Raw genomic sequence first — 18,121 nt, forward strand, 5'->3', positions numbered from 1 at the left:
ATATTATGTTAAATCCATTTAAGAGAAAAGAAAAAAGTAATATTAGTGATAATCAAAATGAAAAAGTAAAATTTTTAAATAATAAAAATAAAAGTACACATGCTTCCATTTTAAATTATTTTGGTTTTAATGATTTTAATCATGAAACTTATTTTACTGATTTTGTAGCAGAAAATAATGCTAATTTATATAATGCTCCATTAGATATTAATAATGAAACTATTAAACAATATTTAATTAAACAAGAGTTTTATAGAAAAAATTGAAATTCTATTTTTAAATTAAGTAAATTAGGAATTAGTGGTTATTTAATTTTTATTGCTAATGATGATTTATATTTTCAAGTAGTAGATATCCAACAAAGAGTTTATGATATTACTGGTAAATTAATTCAATGTACTATTTTTTATGATAGTTATCAACAAAATGCACAAATTGTAAGATTATTTGAAGTTTATACATTAAATAATGAACAAGTAACTATTAATCGTGCAATTTATAGTATTAGTGATAATAAAAAACAATTTCCATTAGATTTTAGAACATATAGTAATAACCCTAATTTAGCACAAGAACAAACACTAAATATTAACTATATACCAATAGCAATTATGCGAAATAAAGCAAATGAGTTAGCAGATTGTGATAAAGTAATGGATAAGATTAAAGCATTAGATGTTATTTATGAACAAATTGTTTTAGATACTATTTTAAACTCACCTAAATTTATTTTTAATCAAACTTATGGTAATGTTCAATCAACATTAGAAGAAGCAGTAAGAACATTAGTTACTAAAAACTACATATTTAAAAGTGGTGGAGATAATAATGAACAAAACGAAAATATCAATATGACAAATAGTAATTTTAAAGGTAAAAATTTAACTGATATATACGATTGAAATGTTAATGAAATATTTAAACGTTGTGGTATTCATATACCAAGTCAAAAGAAATCTGCACAACAATCAGTTCCCGAAAGTACAGCAGTAAATATTTCAACTATTAATTACATTGAACAAAAATTATGACAATTTAATATTGATATTCTTAAATTTTTTCAAATATTAGTGAGAATTGATAAAGATTTATTAAATAGTAAAACCTTTAATATTAATGATGAACAAGAAATTAATAATTTAACTGTTAAATTAAAATTATTTAATCCCGAAAATAACCAATTAATAGGAGAGAACAATGGAAAACAACAACAAACCACAAACGAAGTTTCCACAGAAACAAACTAAACTTAATCAAGCAGAAGTAGAAAATGATTATTTAATTGATAATATTCCTTATGACTTTACTAATCTTATGAGTAGCAAAGGTGACCCTGAGCTTAAAAGAGCATATGATGAATTTAAACTAAGAACTTTATATATTTATGAAATTGAACGTTTATTTAAAAATAATGAAAATAATACTTTAAAATTTTCAGCAAATACTATTAAAATAGGTTTTATTGATATTGATAAGGTATTAAAAACTACTGCTGCTGAAACATCAGACTTTACTATGCAATTAAATCAAAGAGCTAGCACAAATATTAATGATAATACAATTGAATATAGTATGACTGATATTAAAAATTTAATATTTCAAGAAATAAATTTATTAAATCAATTTAAATTATATGCAGTTTCAATTAATGAACCTTTAAGTGAAAATAATATTGATAATTTATATATCATTAATAATTATTCTCAACCTTATCAAAATCCAAAAACTAGAAGTACTAAAAGTATTACTATTATTAAAATTAAAGATTTTAAAACAAGAGATGGTTATCCAATCATTATTAAATTACAAAAACCATTAGATAAAGATACTAAGGTTATTGGCTTAAAAATTAAAGCCCCTAGAAGCATGATTTTTGGCAATATAAAGGTACTTGGTGAAATTGATAATATGGAAGTATACCCAAAGTTATTTGTTAAAGATAAGATAGCATTTCCACTATTATCAATGCCTATTGAAACTCAACCAAAAGTTAGAATATTACAACAATGATTTAGTGAACAAATATTACCTTGAAATCTTGCAAAACAATTTATTGAACAAGAAAAATCAGTTTTAGATTTAATTGCTATTGGTGGGGGTAAAGAAACAAGAAAAGAAATAATTAAAAACGCAAGAGTTACACATGCTTGATTAGGATATTTTTTAAGTTCTTATTCTTTTGGAGAATGACCATTAAAAGAAAAGAAAGAACTTAAAGATAAAGAAGTATGAAAAATTCAGAGTGGTCCAATTGGAAAAGAATATACAAGTATTGCTACTAATGATAAATTTGATGATATTGAAGTTGAAATAAGTGATAAACCACCAATTGATAGTTTACAAAAATTACTATTAGATATGCTAAGTTATACATATAATTACAATAGAAATTTTGATGGTGCTTTGTACGATGATAAAGGTAAACCAAAAAATGATATTGCAACACTACGTGAAAAATTTGAAGGACAAAAACCAGATGAAATAATTACTAATTTATTTAAACAATGAGAGTTTGAATATCCAAATTATATTAACTTAGAGCAAATAAAAATATTTAAACAAATATTTATTATGTTATCAAAAAATATTTATTCATCATTATCAATTAATAAAGGTTTAAATGATGATAATAAGATTTTATTACCTTATTATTTTGAATTAAAATCAAGTCCAATAAAACCAAATGATAAAGAAATATGAAAATTCAAAGACATAAAAGTTATATTAAAATCTGTATATTTTGATTTTACAGATGCCAATAATATTAAATTAAAAAATAATGATATCAGTCAAAATGAATTATTCAAACTAGATGATAACCAATTTAACTGATTATCTATTACAAACGAGTTAGAAAGCAATAATATACCGTCATTAATTCCTGCTGATTGAACATTAGGTAATGGTGAGTATGGAAAGTATTTTACAAGAGTAATTATTAGTAATAATAAAATTGAAAATGCTTTAAATTTATATGGTTCAAATAAATCTCAACTATTTTCTAAATTGGAATTTTATAAAGAAATTTCTCAAATTGATAATAATAGTGAATTTGAGTTAAAAATTGAAAACCCGATTAATAACTTAAATCGGATTGAAATTAGTGGAATATTTGGTGCTGGAAATTATGATTTAACTTTAATAACTGATAAACAAGAAATAAATTTAAAAAATATAAATTTATTTGATAAATATAACGAAAATATTTCTTATATAAACTTAGAAATTTAATTATCAAAATATCCGTCTGGATAAATTCCATCTCATTTTATATCAGAAGTAAGAAGCGGTTTAATACTAAAATATAAATCTATTTTATTTGCATTATCAGTTTTTGTTTCTCATATAGTTGTCCCAGTCCCCCCCCAGTACGCTGTATAATCATGACCTAAATAAAAACTTAATTTTTGTCTTCCATCTTTACATGCAAGACCTAAGGCAGTTGCTGAAATAATAAATAATACTGTCATAAATGAAAATAGACCAATAAATATATTTCTTTGTGTTTTTCTTTGTTTTGCTATATTTTTAGCATAATGTAATTCTGTATTTTGTTCACTCATCTTTAATTAATCCTTTATATTTTTAGTGTTTTATTCCGCCATGGCATGAACATGCACCTTTACCATGACTATTAGTTCAAGTACCATCATTGCATTGAATAGTATGTCCTGTTAATGAACACCGATAAGTGCTTATAGAAAATGATGGTATTGATGAAAGATATAAAATCGTTGTCATAATTTTTTTCATCTTAAATTACTCCTTTTTTCCTTGATTTTACTTTAAAATTGTACTATTTTTGATTATTTTTACAAGTATGCTTTTAAACGAAAAATAACGCCTAAATGCAAGGCGTTTATTTTGTGATACCTATACTATTAATGATATTAAACTTGTTTATTATATAGCAAATGTGAAGATACTTTTTTTCACAGTAGCATTATTTTTACCCCTAATTACATTTTTATATGGATATAGTGCATAAAATAATGCATCATAAGGGTCTTGATACATACTCTTGTCAGGAATGTTAGTTTTTGTTTCATCATAACGTAATTCTTCTAAACATTGAGTAGTTTTTGGTAAATCATCTTTATTCGCATAAAAATTTCCATAACTCATAATATTTCTCATTCAAACTACTCTATTAGTTAATCCTGCTTCTTGATTTAAATTTGAACCATGTTTAATAGCAGTTTGTGTTATTAAAATAGTATTGTGTTCATCAATTAATTTTTGATTTAATCAATCCATTGCTGTTCTTGCTTTATCATCATAAAAATAAATTGCTTGTTCAAAATTTTCAAAATTATCCATTAATCCTAAAATTTCATTAACATAAGCATTAATTTTTTCATTTTCATTTATAAAGTCATTTGGTGTAACTACTAATTCACAAATAATATAAGCATCATAATAACCAGTATTATTATATTCTTTAAAACCAACTACCATAAATACAGTATGGTCTTTTGGTCCCGTAGCTCAATCAATACCAACACTATAAAAATCAAATTTATACATATCTTTTTCTTGATTATAAAATTGTTTTAAATCATATGATTGTCAATATTTTACTGTTTTTTGAAATGGGAAAATTGTTGCATCACTATCTAAAAATTCAAAACCATAATAAACAGTATTATATTCATCTTCATTACTTTTTTTCATTTCTAATAATTTTCTTTTTTGGATATCCGGTAACTTATCTCAAAATGGTTTAATAGTAAATCTTAAAACAAATAAACCTAAACCACTAAACATGTCTTTATTTTCATAATAAACTTTGCCAATTTTTTTAAGATTTTCCATTACTTCATTATTTAATGATAAAAATGGCGTACAGTATTTTAAATAAAATGGATGATATTTATCATAAGGATTGCATGTAAAAGTCATAAAAAAGTTTTTATAAAAATAACGAGTAATCTTTTTTCCAAAAGTAGGGCTATATATATTTTTATCAATAAAAGTTCAATTTCATTCTTTAATTGGTTCATTTGACACTTTAATTCTGTTACTTCTAAACATAGATATTTCTAATCGCTCATAGCGATATGTTAATTCTTTATCAGTAAGTGTTTCTTTTTCTTCTGCCATGATTATTTCATCTGTTCTTGAACCTAAAAAACTTGAACCACCTGCTTCTTTTCCAAAAATCTTATTACCATTAGCATAACCAATAAAGTCAATTTGTTGATTATTAGGAAAAATAATACAACCACCATCCTTAGTTATTTTTCATTTAATACCATGTGGATTATTAGGTAATAAATTAATATGATATGTATCTAATAAAACTTGACAAACATTCATTAAAGCACCAATTGTCGTTTCACTATGAGTATTTTCATAGCGCCTTACTTCTTGAACACTACTATCACTAAAATTACAACATATAAATAAATCAAATGCTAAGCAGTTTCAAGTTTTTCTTGTTCCACGTGCTGTTGGTATAAAACGATAAAAACAATTAGTAGTAAAATATTCTGCTCATTCATCACCAACAAATGCTTTAAAAATATCTCAACTAAAACCATAATTATTATCACTAAAATTAAGATTATATTTTTTATTTAATTGTGCATAACTAGTGATAAAAGCCATATTTACTCCTTAATTAACATATATAAGTTAAAATTAAATTATTTAAAAAAGAAAGGAACATTAAAAATGTTTATATTACCATTCCCTAATCATTTTGATTGAGACAAACACTATTTTAATCAAGATGAATTAAATTTACAACAAACAGAAGAATTATTTGCAAAAATAGATGATTATTTATGAAGTATATGTGATAAATCTGAATATAAATCATATAGATTTAGAAAAAGAAAATTAAAAACAAAAAAAGGTTTATTAAATTATAAACGACGTATTTGTATACATTATAACCCAAAAACACAAAAAAAGGAATTTGTTTCATTGCTAGATAACTATCTTGGTGTTAAAAAGTATAGTAAATTAGCACCAGATGTTATTAAACAAATTTTAAAATATTTTGCTGATGATAAAAAATATCGTGATGTTTGTGATACTTTTATTGAAGATTTAATAAGTAATAGTACAGTTTGTAGAACATATCAAAAATTTGAATTACCAAAAGCAAATATCCCTAAAATACTATTGCAACCAAATCAAACTTTATATATAAATATTGATGATGGACATAGAAAATTTAAGTTTAATGAAAAACACAATACTAAAAATTGTAAAAAATGTTCTATGAGATTATTAGTATTTTGTACTGGTAAAAAGAAAAATGGAAAATTAATTAATAAAAGAGCAGTTTGTAAAATAAGAGTATCAAAAACAGAAATTGGCGCAGAAAAAACAGCTAAATTTATTCAAAAATATGGTCATTTATATTTTGAAAACTTTGACCAAGCAAATTTAATAGTTTGTGGCGATAGTGCAAAATGAATTAGAAAAACTGCTATAATTTTAAATGCTAAATTTATTTTAGATAAATTCCATGCTTTTCATGTTTTATTTCTTGGTATAATGGCTGGAAGAAGAAAAAATCAAATTGCTAAATTACACTATCAAAATGCAATAAATTTATTTGAAAAAGGTCAATATTATGAATTAATTGATTTTTTACAATCATTAACTTTACAATATAAAAAAATAAAAGTTGGTTATTTTATTAATGCAAAAGATGGTGTATTAAACCAAGCATTAGTTGAAAATATTGGTTGCTTTACTGAAACTAATATTAAACAAATTTTAAAGCATATGATTGGTGATAGAACCTATAACATTGATATGTATACAAAAATGGTTAATTTTAAATGCTATCAAATAAACACAGCCATCCAGTTATTATAAATTAAAATTAAAGATTTTAAAAAAAGCAAAAATAAATTAAAACTTATTAACGTAAACTTTAATAAGAATTTTTGATTTATAAAAGTAAGTATTATTGTTGACTAATATTTAGTAAGTGTTAAGATTAACATACAATTGCATATTGAAGTCAAAATTATTCTCGTCTAACTTTATAATTTTCAGACAAATTTGAATATTATTGACAACATCGGTACGCTCCCAAATATTTAAAGGAGAGATTAAAATTGAAATCTTATACAGAAATAAGATTACTTCCACATAATCCAAGGTATACTAGATCTATTGAAATTGATTTACTTAATATAAATTATGGTTTAAATTATGACATTTATGAAAATATTAAAAAATTATTACAGTATGAAGGTGAATGAGATGATTTATTAGAACCTGTTTAGAATCTTTTAGAAAATAATGTAAAATTACTATATATTTTAAAATAAGAGGTATATATGCATAAAAATTATCCAAGTCATGTTACTAAAGAACAATTTGAGAACATAAAATCAACTTTAGAAAACAGCAAAAAGAAAACAAAACCAAGAAATTTAGATTTATATGAAGTGTTTTGTGCAGTTTTATATGTATTAAAAAGTGGTTGTCAATGAAGAATGTTACCAAAAAATTTTCCAAAATGACAAACTGTATATTATTATTTCCAAATTTGAAGTAAAAACAATGATAAAGAACCTAGTGTATTGCAATTAATTTTAAAAAAAATTAGTTAAAAAGATTCGTATTAAGAATCATCGAAAAGAAAAAACTAGTTTTTGTATAATTGATTCGCAAAGTGTTAAAAATACAGATACTACTGAAAATAAAGGTTATGATGCTGGTAAAAAGATTTCAGGAATAAAACGTCATATTGCAGTTGATACGCAAGGTTTACCACATGCAATTTACATAACTACAGCAGAAAAAACAGATCGTAATAGTGCTATCATAATGATTAAAAGTGAAAAAGAAAATCTTTCTACAGTTCAAAAAATAATAGTAGATGCTGGCTATACTGGTGAAAAATTTGCTTCTGCAATCAAAACAATCATAAATGCAAATGTTGAAGTTGTAAAACGTAATGAATTACATTCTTTTGTAGTACTACCAAAAAGATGAGTTGTAGAACGAAGCTTTGCATGATTAGAAAAATGCAGAAGATTATGAAAAAATTGTGAAAGAAAACTAAATACTAGTTTACAAATGGTTGTTCTTTCCTTTATTTCAATTTTATTAAAAAGATTCTAAACAGGTTCTTAGATGATCATTTAGAAAAACTAAATAATAAATCTAATAGAGAACCATTGTCTGAATTAAATCCCAATATTAATCAGTTTAATAATAGTATAGTATTAGGTGCTAATAGTTTAGAAACAAATATAAATAATAGTGATAAAACAACATTAAGACCAAGTTTAGGTTAAAAGAAAGGTAGAAAAATTATGTTTGGATGATTAGATGATATTGCCAAAGGAATAGAAAATATTGGAAATGATATTGGTAAAGGTGTAGAAGGTGTTATATCAGATATTGGCTCGGGTGTAGATGATATTGGAAGAGGTATAGAAGATATTGGTTCAGGAGTAATAGAAGATATTGGAAGAGGTATAGAAGATATTGGTTCAGGAGTAATAGAAGATATTGGAAGAGGTATAGAAGATATTGGCTCGGGTGTAGATAATATTGGTTCAGATATTGGTAAAGGACTGGAAGATATTATATCAGACATTGGTTCAGGTATAGAAGATATTGGAAATGATATTGGTAAAGGATTAGAAGAAATTGGTAAAGGTATAGATGATATTGGTTCAGATATTAGTGGCATTTGAGAAGATATTTCAAAAGGATTTGAGGATTTTACAAAAGACGTAGGAAATTTTTTTGAAAAAGGTTGACAAGGGATAGAATCATTTTTTAGTGATTTATTTGAAGGATTAGACTTTTTACTTTATGCTGTACCAATAGTTATTGGAGGAGCAATTGCTGTTGCAATAAGTGTCAAGATTTATAAGGTAATAACTAAACTGCAAAAAGATAAACTAGTACGAATGAATCTTAAAGATGCGCAACGTCAAAGAAAACTTAATAAAAAAAATAGTCCATTATTAGGAACACTTAGTGATAAAATTGTAAAAAGTAAAGATAAAATTAAAAAAAGAGAAGATAAACTGCAAGAAGCAGAAAATAAGCTAAAAAATTTAAAAGCAAAAAATCAAAGATTAGAAGAAAAAGAACTTAATAAACAAGTTAAAATAGCTAAAAAGTTAAAAAAAATTAATAATTTTCAAAATGAAGTAAATGATAGTGAACCGTTAATTACTAGAAATAATTCTTCAACTTCATTTTCATTATAATATTTTTCTTATTTAAAAAAAGATTGCAATTGCAATCTTTTTTATTGTCAATAATATAATATTTTATTCATAATATTATTTTTATAAATTATATTAAGTTAGTTGTTAAAGAATGATAATTAATGACTGAATTTTGTAAAAAATGAAGTTTTATAAGTAAAAATATAGTTACTCTAACTTATCAATGTTATAATTTATCAATGGAATAACTAATATTAATTTATGAAAATTTAGATAGAAAGGTGCTATTGCCATTAATATGTTTTTTAAAAGTGTAAAATTCAAGAAGACAAATGATGATTTTGAAACAGATGATAACTCTGAATCAGAAGTTAATATAGAAGGAAAACAAGAAATAATTACACCTTTTAAACAGTATAAAAGTAAAGATAGTAAAAATCTTTTTGCTAAAAAAATGTTATTAAAAAGAAAGCAATCAAAATTAAATAGTAAGAAAAAATTTAGTGTTCATGATTGAGGCATTGATAATACTAATTATGTTTTTATTGATTTTGAAATTGCAAATTCGAATAAAACAAGTGCTTGTCAATTAATTATGATAAAAGTAACACAGGGTAAAATTGTCAAAACTTATAGTTCGTTAATTAAACCACATCCCGAAGAATTTACTTTTTCTCATGTTCATGGAATTACAAGTGAAAGCGTATCTTTAATGTCAAATTTTAAAGAATTATGAGTAGACATTGTTACTTTTTTTACTGAAAATACTGTTGTTATTGCTCATCACTCTAACTTTAACATTAATATCTTAAGATCATTAATTAATCATTATGATTTAGAGTGCCCTAATTTTTTTTACATTTGTTCAGTTAAGTTATTTAGAAGAACATATGATTATCCTAATAACCGTTTAAGTGCTCTTGTTCATAGTAATCAAATTAAATTTGATCATCATGATCCATTGGCAGATGTTACCACTTTACATAAATTAATTAATATACATTTCAGTGAACATTACCATTTAAAAACTTTATGTAATAATCTTAATATTAAAATGGGGAGATTATTTGGTGATTCTTTATCTTAATTAATATAAGATGTATTTTTATATATAAAAATACTTTTTAAGTTTAAAGGTATAGTAAATAAAAATTTGCAAATTTAAAAATTAACATTATAATTATACTTATGTAGGGATATTAAGATAAATTATTTAAGTCAAATTGTATACAAAAGAGGTTACAGTTATGGAAAAAGAAATAGATGTTGCATATGTTTTATCACCATTGGATACAGTCACTAATGTTAATGACAAAAGTGTCTTTTCAATAAAAACACATCTTGTGCTAATAAATAAAATATTTAAAAGTAAGTAATTACTGGCTTTAAATTAGTATTAATGATTACTAGTTAAAACAGTTGCTATTTTTAAGTGCAGCACTAATTCTTTAAATAATATTTATATCTTGTATAAAATATAATCAATTATAATCGAGAAGATTATTAACTAAAATTCAATTTTTATTTAATAAAAGTCTAAAAAGTACATGAATATTTTGCTTGTTTATGATAACATTACTAAAGAAATTAAAAATAAAATTTCTTATTTTTGATGTTATTAATTTTGATATGTAATATTTTATGAAATGGAGGTGAAATCAATGAAATATGACTATGAAATTATTGTAATTGGTGCGGGTCATGCTGGTGTTGAAGCGGCATTATCTTCTGCACGAGCAGGTCATAAAACTGCTATTATTACTCTTGATAAAACTAAAATTGCATTAATGCCATGTAATCCTTCTATTGGTGGACCAGCCAAAGGAGTTGTGGTTCGTGAAATTGATGCACTTGGTGGCGAAATGGCTAAAGCAGCAGATGCTACTGCTTTGCAAATGAAACTATTAAATCATTCACGTGGTCCAGCAGTTTGAGCTATTCGTGCTCAATCTGATAAAATTGCTTATTCACAATATATGCAAAATGCAATAAATAAACAAGAAAATTTAACAATTTTAGAAGTTATGGTACAATCATTAATAATTGAAGAAAACACTGCTAAGGGTGTTATTTTAGAGAATGGTGAAAAAATTACAAGTGAAATTGTGATTTTAACTACTGGTACTTATATGACAGCTTTAACTTTACAAGGTCATAATAAGAAATCAGAAGGACCAGATGGTCAAAGAACAAGTAATGGTATTTCTGAGCAATTAAAAATTGTAGGCTTTAATATGATACGTTTAAAAACAGGAACACCACCTCGTATTAAAAAAAATAGTATTGATTTTGACAAAACTAATATTGAACTAGGTAGTGATTTACCTTTAGCATTTTCACATGAAACTAAAAATTTTTTACCATTAGCAAAACAGTTACCTTGTTATTTACTTTATACAAATGATAAAACTCATACCATTATTAATAATAATTTAGATAAATCACCAATGTATAATGGTGAAGCACAAGGTACTGGACCACGTTATTGTCCAAGTATTGAGGATAAAGTAGTACGTTTTGCTGATAAGCCTCGTCATCAAATTTTCTTAGAGCCAGAATCACTTGCTTTGGATTCAATTTATGTCCAAGGTTTTTCAACATCATTGCCAATTGATGTGCAAGATAAAATGTTGAGAACGTTACCTGGCTTAGAAAATTGTGAAGTATTAAAATGAGCATATGCTATTGAATATGATGCTTTTGAACCAACACAATTATGACCAACATTGGAAACTAAATTAATTAAAAACTTATTTAGTGCTGGTCAAATTAATGGTACTAGTGGTTATGAAGAAGCAGCGTGTCAAGGTTTAATAGCTGGAATTAATGCCCATTTAAAAATAAAAAAAGAAAAACCATTAATTTTAAAGCGTGATGAAGCATATATCGGAGTTTTAATTGATGATTTAGTAACAAAAGGAACAGTTGAACCTTATCGTTTATTAACTTCTTTAGCTGAACATCGTTTATTATTACGAAATGATAATGCTCAAACAAGATTAATTAAGTATGGTTATCAAGTTGGCTTAGTTAGTGAACAACGTTGATCGCAATTTAATATTCAACAAACATTAATGTCCAATATTGTTGAAAAATTAAAAACTATTAAAGTTAGTCCCAATTCAGAAGTTGCTAAGTATATTATTAATAATAATTTAGGTCCAATTCCCGATAATCATATTATTGCTTATGAATTATTAAAACGCCCAGGTGTCAAATTATCAATGTTTACTTCACAGTTACCTTTAATAAATGATTTACAATATCATGAATTAATGGAATTAGAAATTACAATTAAATATTCAGGGTATATTAATCAGCAACTAAAAATGGCGCAACAAACTAATAGTTTAGAAAAAAAACAAATTCCTAGTGATATTGATTATGATTTAGTAGAAAGTATTACTGGTGAAGCTAGAGAAAAATTAAAGCGCGTTAGACCATTAACAATTGGTCATGCTACAAGAATTTCTGGTGTTAGTCCTGCTGATATTCAAGTTTTATTATTTTTTTTAAAACGCAAATATCCAAATTTAAATATTTAATAAATTAGCGATCTTAATTAAAAGATCGCTAATTTTATATATTAAATATTTTACTTGTATTTTAAAGTTCAAAGAAGATTTTGATTTATGATGATCAAAAGAAATTAAACAGTAATAAAAATTGTAAATATGACACAAATTTAAGAGGTGATAAATTTATGAATAACGAAAAACAAAAAGAGTATAAGAAAAAATGATATCAACGCAATAAAGAAAAAATAAAAGAATATCAACAAAGACCTGAAGTGAAAGCAAAAAAGAAAGAATATGCTCAAAGACCTGAAGTGAAGGCAAGAAGGAGAAAATATGATCAAGAGTGATATCAAAAAAATAAAGAAAAAATGAAAGAATATGCTCAAAGGCCAGAAGTGAAGGCAAGAAAGCAAAAATATGAGCAAAAATCCGAGGTAAAAGCAAAAAGGAAAATATATAATCAAAAATGATATCAAAAAACTAAAAAAACAAAACGAGAATTACAATTTAATAATAATTATCAAAAAGAAGTAATGGTAAATGCAATCAACAAATTAGCTGATCAATATCCTCCTGCTGCACATGTTTTAAGTGAAAATCAAAAAATTTGAAAATCTTATTTATAAAATAAAAATAAATTAAAAAAATGAATTGATAAAAAATAAATCTAATTCTTTTTCATGTAAATCATATATAACAATTTTCTTTTCACTTAAAATAAAATTAAGTTGTGATATATAATTTTTATCAATTAATTTAATTAAAATACTATCAGTATCTTTATTATATTTAAATTGAAAATTATATAAACTTAAAAGTGATGATGCTACAAGATTATTGCTTGTTTTTAAAACAAAAATTTTACCAACCCCAAATTTATCAATTGGTCCAGTATAAATTAATTTACCATATTCAATAATAGTACAATTATCAATAATATCTTTTGTTTCATCAATCATATGAGTTGTTAATAAAATAGTTTTTCCTTCTTTTTTTAAATCTTGTAAAACAGAAGTAAAAAATTTTCTTGATTCTGAATCTAAATTAGCTCCTGGTTCATCTAAAATAACTAGGTTTGGATCATGTGCTAGGGCAACAATTAACATAATTCTATTTTTCATTCCTGAAGAAAATGAATTTAAAGATTTATTACGTGATTCTCATAAACCAAAATTTTTTAATAATCTTTCTAAATTTATTAGTAATTTACTTTCTGAAATTATTGTTGTTTTACCTAAAAATTTCAAAAAATTATAAGCACTTAATCCTTGAGGAAAATTTTCTATATTCAAAGAATAACCTAAACTATTTTTTGAAAAAGTTGTTCCCGCTTTATAGCCATTAATGGTAATTAATCCTTCGTAATTACTTTTTGGAATAGCACCAATAATTGATTTCAACAGTACTGATTTACCACTTCCTGAACGGCCAACTAAAGCATGAATAGTTCCTTCAAATACAGTAAAGCTAATATTATTCATGTGAAATTTCTTAAATTTTTTACTATAGTTTTGAACATTAATTAAAATTTTATTTTTATCATTTGTTGACATAAATACTCTCCTAACTAACTTATCCAATATTCTTTTTTAAGAAAAAACAAAATGATAAGAAAAATAAAACAATACACAACACACCGTAAAATAAACTAACAATCAAATTATTTTGTATGCTTGTAGTATTATTAACATCAATTTTATATTCGCTATTTAAATGAAAAGTAAAATCAGGATAACTAAATAAAGTATTTTTTTGAACATTAAAATCAATACTTGATAAAGCTAATGGTTTAAATCAAAAATTACCATAACATCCCATATAATTTGTTCACATTTGGTTTCAGTGCTCAATAAAATTAAAATAGTTAATCAAAGTATATAAATTCATATTATTTTTAAATGCAATAAAATTTTCATCATTTAAAACTTTTTCTGATTTAACTTGATAATAAATTCATATTTGATTATAAATGTAATCTTCCACAGTTCTTAATAAAATATAAATTGGATTAAAAAAAAGATTATCATATTTGTTACGTAATGGACTGCTAAATTTAACATAATATCCACCATCTTTAAAAGCTCTTGTTCAATCATCACTAGTTAATGTTTTTTTATTACTACCTTCCTCAACATAAGATTTAGCAAGATCATATTCTAACAAATCGGGTATTTTTGATTTTTGTAAATAACAAAAATTATTAATTTCAAATTCATTATTATAATCTTCATATAATTGTAATAAATCTTTTTGAGTATCTTTATTAGATTCTTGAATCTTTTGTTTTAATTCTTTTAAATTAATAAAGTATTTATTAAAAACTAAAACTATTTTAACTGTTTTGCCATTAAAATCATTATGTCCATTTCAAACATCAATTTTACCTTCCATTTCACCACTATTAAATGAACTATTTAAAAGAAATCCTTCTTTTTTATAAAAATCTTGTCTTTTACTAATAACTTCTTTTTTATTAATATCTTGTAATTCATCAATTGTTAAACTATTATAAAAATCAGCAATATCTTTAGTTAAATTAGGATAACGAATTAATCCCATTTTATAATATTTATTAAATAACATTGCTTCTTTAATTTGTTTAACCAAATAAGGTCCAACACCTTCTTTAAAAGAAATTGGTAAATTTTCTGTTTTATTTAATATCAAAGAAGAAGGTAAACCACCCAAAAGGAATAAACTACAAAAAATAACAAATATTAAAAAAACCTTTTCTGATGAAAAAAACGCTAACATAGCTACAGATCCATTAGTTACTAAAATTGAGAAAAAAAGTAAAAAAAGAAATAATTTTAAAATAATTAAAATATAAAATTTAATATATATTATTTTTAGAATTACCCCTATGATGCCTCCAAAAACTAATAAAGTAATAATATTAGATACTATAAAAAATAATGAAGATAAAAATAACACGAAATATTGTGAAAGGATAATTACTTTTCTTGAATATGGCCTTGTTAGTATTAGAAGAAAAGAATTATCTTCAAATTGTGTACCAAATAACTTAATAGAATTCATTAAAGCAAAAATAAAAAGAAAAATGCTATACAAAATCATAATATAATATTGAAAAATAATGAAAAAAGTATTTGAACTTAATTTCAAAGTAAAAAAAACAATCGCTATTGTTAAAGATATAAATATTGATAAAATAAATAAAAAAACTGTAATAAAAGAATAATAAACCTTAATAAAAATAAACTCTAATAATTTACCTAAATTTGCTTTTTCAACCATACTTCTCTTAAATAACCTCTCAATGTATTAGTTTATAATATTTTTATTTAAAAAAACAATTTTATTAATTTAGAAACAACAATATATACTAGCAATTATATAATCAATATTAAGCATAATATGAAAAATTTCTTAGTAGAATTTTACTATGTTTTATATAATAAATCTTGTTTTAATAGTATTAAATACAGTAAATGTTAAATTTTAAAACTAGTTATTATTTTAAAAATAAAATAAGTAAAAACATAAAAAAAACTTATAAAAAATCACTAAATATTATATTATTGGTGTTTATTATAAAACTTTAAAACATAATATAAAAAACAATTTTAGAATAATATAAAATGAAGTAAATATATTCAACAATTTAAATATGTCTTTAATTTATTAAATTAAAAACATATTTTATCCAACTTTGATTTTAATAATATTATGTTTTAAAACAAAAAATAATCATTTTTTATTACTAATTTCAATAATAGTTGTATTGAATATATTTAAATATATAAAAAGATTTATTTAAGGGGGTATAAATTATGAAAAAATTATTAAGTATTTTGGGGGCAATAATTTTAAGTACTACTGCTACTACAAATATTATTGCTTGTGGTGGAAATAATGATGAACCAATACCAGAAGAGCATGGTAAAGAACAAAGTGATACTGATTTATTAAAAATAGCAGAAGAAAAAATTAATAGTTTATTTGGTGAACTAATAAAAGACAAAAAAAATATTTTAAGACCAGATAACTTTGGTAGTTCTGGACAAGAACTATTAACTGAAATTAATAAAATTCTTGATAACCAAGAAATTACTAATCAAGATTTAACTAAACATTTTTATGACATAATTAAAGAAAACATTAGTAATTTTGGTGCTGAACTACGTAAGGATTCTAACTTAAAGTCATTATTTTCTGGTATTAATATTAATGAAATTTTAAAGTTAAATACTGATAAATCAAAAATTACTAAAGCTGAATTTAATGAATGAAAAAATAATAATGCTTTTGGGATGGATGATTATAATAAAGAAAAGTATCACATTGAATCTTGAAATCTTTTAAAATCAAGTTTAAAATTTGATTTAAAATGAAAGGATTTTGATGGTAATACATTAGATCGTGAATTAAGTATAGATTTTTTTGATATAAACTTTATTAATCAAAATGCTAATACTGAAGGTGTAATTGAAAAAGTAGCAAGCAAAATTGAAGATAATTTAAAAGATTATACTGTCGAAACTACTTTAGATTTAAAATGAAATATTTCAAAATGATGAAATAGTAATGAGTTAAAAGAAAAAATTTTAGAAAAGATAAAAACAAAATTGGGAGCTAAATTTATTGCTCGTGATCAAACGAAATTTCATAATTATCAATTGCCAAATAATAATAATAATTGAAGTGTTACTAAAGAAAAACAAAATGATTTTCAAAGTATGGCACAAAAAGTATTTTTAAATCAATCAGGTTCTGATGTTAAATCAATTTTTACTAATAAAGCTAATTCATATGCACAAACCTTTGAAAACAAATTTGAAAATTGAAAATATAGAAGCAAAATTACTTCAGATCTAGATAAAGTAAGTTTGTTCGGAGAATTTGAAATTAATAGTTGAACATATCATAATTTAACATTAAACCCTATTAAAATTCCTGTTGTCATCCGCGATACTATGTCAACACAAAATCGAATTAATAGTACTGCTGATAAATTAGCCAAATTTTGTTCTAAAGATGGTATTTGAAACAATCGCCTTACTATCAGTAAGTTTGAAGGTAACTTTACAATGAAAATGAATAAAAATGATTTTAAAGCTTACGAAAATAATAATTTTAGTGATAGTTTAAGATATTTACAAGATAAAACTACTGATTTAGCAAAAAAGAATGGTTTTTTTCAAAATAATGATTCACTAGAATTAATTAATTGTCATGAATTAGGGCAAAAAGGTCTTAGATGACAAAACACGCAATTAAAATCTAAATTAAAAAATAATAAATATATTATAGATAATTTGTCTTTAGGTACCATTGATATTTGAATGTATTTTAATGGTTATGTTTTATCTTTAGCGTATTCTTTTGCTCCAACTTATGCGGTAATAGAAGGCGATGATAATAATGTTTGAAATTAATATATAATTTAAAAAAAATTATTAAACCTTAAAGATAGAT

15 protein-coding genes are annotated in these 18,121 nt (G+C 23.4%); 11 read left to right on the top strand and 4 right to left on the bottom strand.

Features of this window, described 5'->3' with window-relative positions; all coding sequences use genetic code 4:
• Nucleotides 1-5: 5 nt before the first annotated feature.
• Together AACL11_RS02605 and AACL11_RS02610 are read left to right on the top strand one after the other, a co-directional pair.
• A complete protein-coding gene (locus AACL11_RS02605; RefSeq protein ID WP_338988048.1) occupies nt 6-1,247 on the top strand; it encodes a hypothetical protein in 1,242 nt (413 codons plus the stop codon).
• Nucleotides 1,198-3,231 carry a hypothetical protein gene (locus AACL11_RS02610; protein WP_338988050.1) on the top strand — a complete coding sequence of 678 codons (2,034 nt, stop codon included), beginning with the start codon at nt 1,198-1,200 and terminating at the stop codon, nt 3,229-3,231. Before AACL11_RS02605 ends, AACL11_RS02610 begins: the two co-directional genes overlap by 50 nt.
• Here AACL11_RS02610 and AACL11_RS02615 read toward each other — a convergent pair.
• A complete protein-coding gene (locus tag AACL11_RS02615; RefSeq protein ID WP_338988051.1) occupies nt 3,228-3,563 on the bottom strand; it encodes a hypothetical protein in 336 nt (111 codons plus the stop codon). The two genes, AACL11_RS02610 and AACL11_RS02615, sit on opposite strands and share 4 nt — an antisense overlap.
• 340 nt (nt 3,564-3,903) lie before the next feature.
• Nucleotides 3,904-5,610 carry a hypothetical protein gene (locus AACL11_RS02620; RefSeq protein ID WP_338988052.1) on the bottom strand — a complete coding sequence of 569 codons (1,707 nt, stop codon included), beginning with the start codon at nt 5,608-5,610 and terminating at the stop codon, nt 3,904-3,906.
• A gap of 66 nt (nt 5,611-5,676) precedes the next feature.
• Between AACL11_RS02620 and AACL11_RS02625 the strand changes: the two genes are divergently transcribed.
• The 8 genes from AACL11_RS02625 (at nt 5,677) to AACL11_RS02660 (ending at nt 13,308) form a co-directional block, all read left to right on the top strand.
• Nucleotides 5,677-6,837, top strand: a complete 1,161-nt coding sequence (locus AACL11_RS02625) for an Mbov_0401 family ICE element transposase-like protein (RefSeq protein ID WP_338988053.1) — start codon at nt 5,677-5,679, stop codon at nt 6,835-6,837.
• Between the two features lie 245 nt (nt 6,838-7,082).
• Entirely contained in the window at nt 7,083-7,253 is a 171-nt protein-coding gene (locus tag AACL11_RS02630) for a hypothetical protein (RefSeq protein ID WP_338988055.1), read from the top strand.
• A 54-nt stretch (nt 7,254-7,307) separates the two neighbouring features.
• A protein-coding gene (locus AACL11_RS02635) for an IS5 family transposase (RefSeq protein ID WP_281747819.1) occupies nt 7,308-8,097 on the top strand; the annotation gives its coding sequence in 2 pieces (ribosomal slippage) (nt 7,308-7,568 and nt 7,570-8,097; 789 coding nt in all).
• A gap of 194 nt (nt 8,098-8,291) precedes the next feature.
• Entirely contained in the window at nt 8,292-9,203 is a 912-nt protein-coding gene (locus AACL11_RS02640; RefSeq protein ID WP_338988056.1) for a hypothetical protein, read from the top strand.
• A gap of 259 nt (nt 9,204-9,462) precedes the next feature.
• Entirely contained in the window at nt 9,463-10,251 is a 789-nt protein-coding gene (locus tag AACL11_RS02645) for an exonuclease domain-containing protein (protein ID WP_338988058.1), read from the top strand.
• Between the two features lie 160 nt (nt 10,252-10,411).
• Entirely contained in the window at nt 10,412-10,540 is a 129-nt protein-coding gene (locus AACL11_RS02650; protein WP_338988059.1) for a hypothetical protein, read from the top strand.
• A gap of 285 nt (nt 10,541-10,825) precedes the next feature.
• Nucleotides 10,826-12,709: a tRNA uridine-5-carboxymethylaminomethyl(34) synthesis enzyme MnmG gene (mnmG, locus tag AACL11_RS02655; protein ID WP_174480229.1), complete on the top strand. Its 1,884-nt coding sequence runs from the start codon at nt 10,826-10,828 to the stop codon at nt 12,707-12,709.
• A gap of 158 nt (nt 12,710-12,867) precedes the next feature.
• Nucleotides 12,868-13,308 carry a hypothetical protein gene (locus AACL11_RS02660; protein ID WP_338988061.1) on the top strand — a complete coding sequence of 147 codons (441 nt, stop codon included), beginning with the start codon at nt 12,868-12,870 and terminating at the stop codon, nt 13,306-13,308.
• A 12-nt stretch (nt 13,309-13,320) separates the two neighbouring features.
• On the opposite strand, the gene AACL11_RS02665 is transcribed toward AACL11_RS02660, so the two are convergent.
• The gene (locus tag AACL11_RS02665) at nt 13,321-14,235 is read right to left on the bottom strand and encodes an ABC transporter ATP-binding protein (RefSeq protein WP_252319855.1); all 915 of its coding nucleotides are present in this window, start codon (nt 14,233-14,235) and stop codon (nt 13,321-13,323) included.
• 19 nt (nt 14,236-14,254) lie between these two features.
• Complete coding sequence (locus AACL11_RS02670) at nt 14,255-15,349, bottom strand: hypothetical protein (protein WP_252319853.1); 1,095 nt, start codon at nt 15,347-15,349, stop codon at nt 14,255-14,257.
• A 1,127-nt stretch (nt 15,350-16,476) separates the two neighbouring features.
• On the opposite strand from AACL11_RS02670, the gene AACL11_RS02675 reads away from it, so the two are divergent.
• A complete protein-coding gene (locus AACL11_RS02675; RefSeq protein WP_338988063.1) occupies nt 16,477-18,081 on the top strand; it encodes a lipoprotein in 1,605 nt (534 codons plus the stop codon).
• Nucleotides 18,082-18,121: the final 40 nt, after the last annotated feature.

It is taken from the genome of Spiroplasma endosymbiont of Dasysyrphus albostriatus, from assembly GCF_964019495.1.
GTDB lineage: Bacteria > Bacillota_I > Bacilli_A > Mycoplasmatales > VBWQ01 > Spiroplasma_E.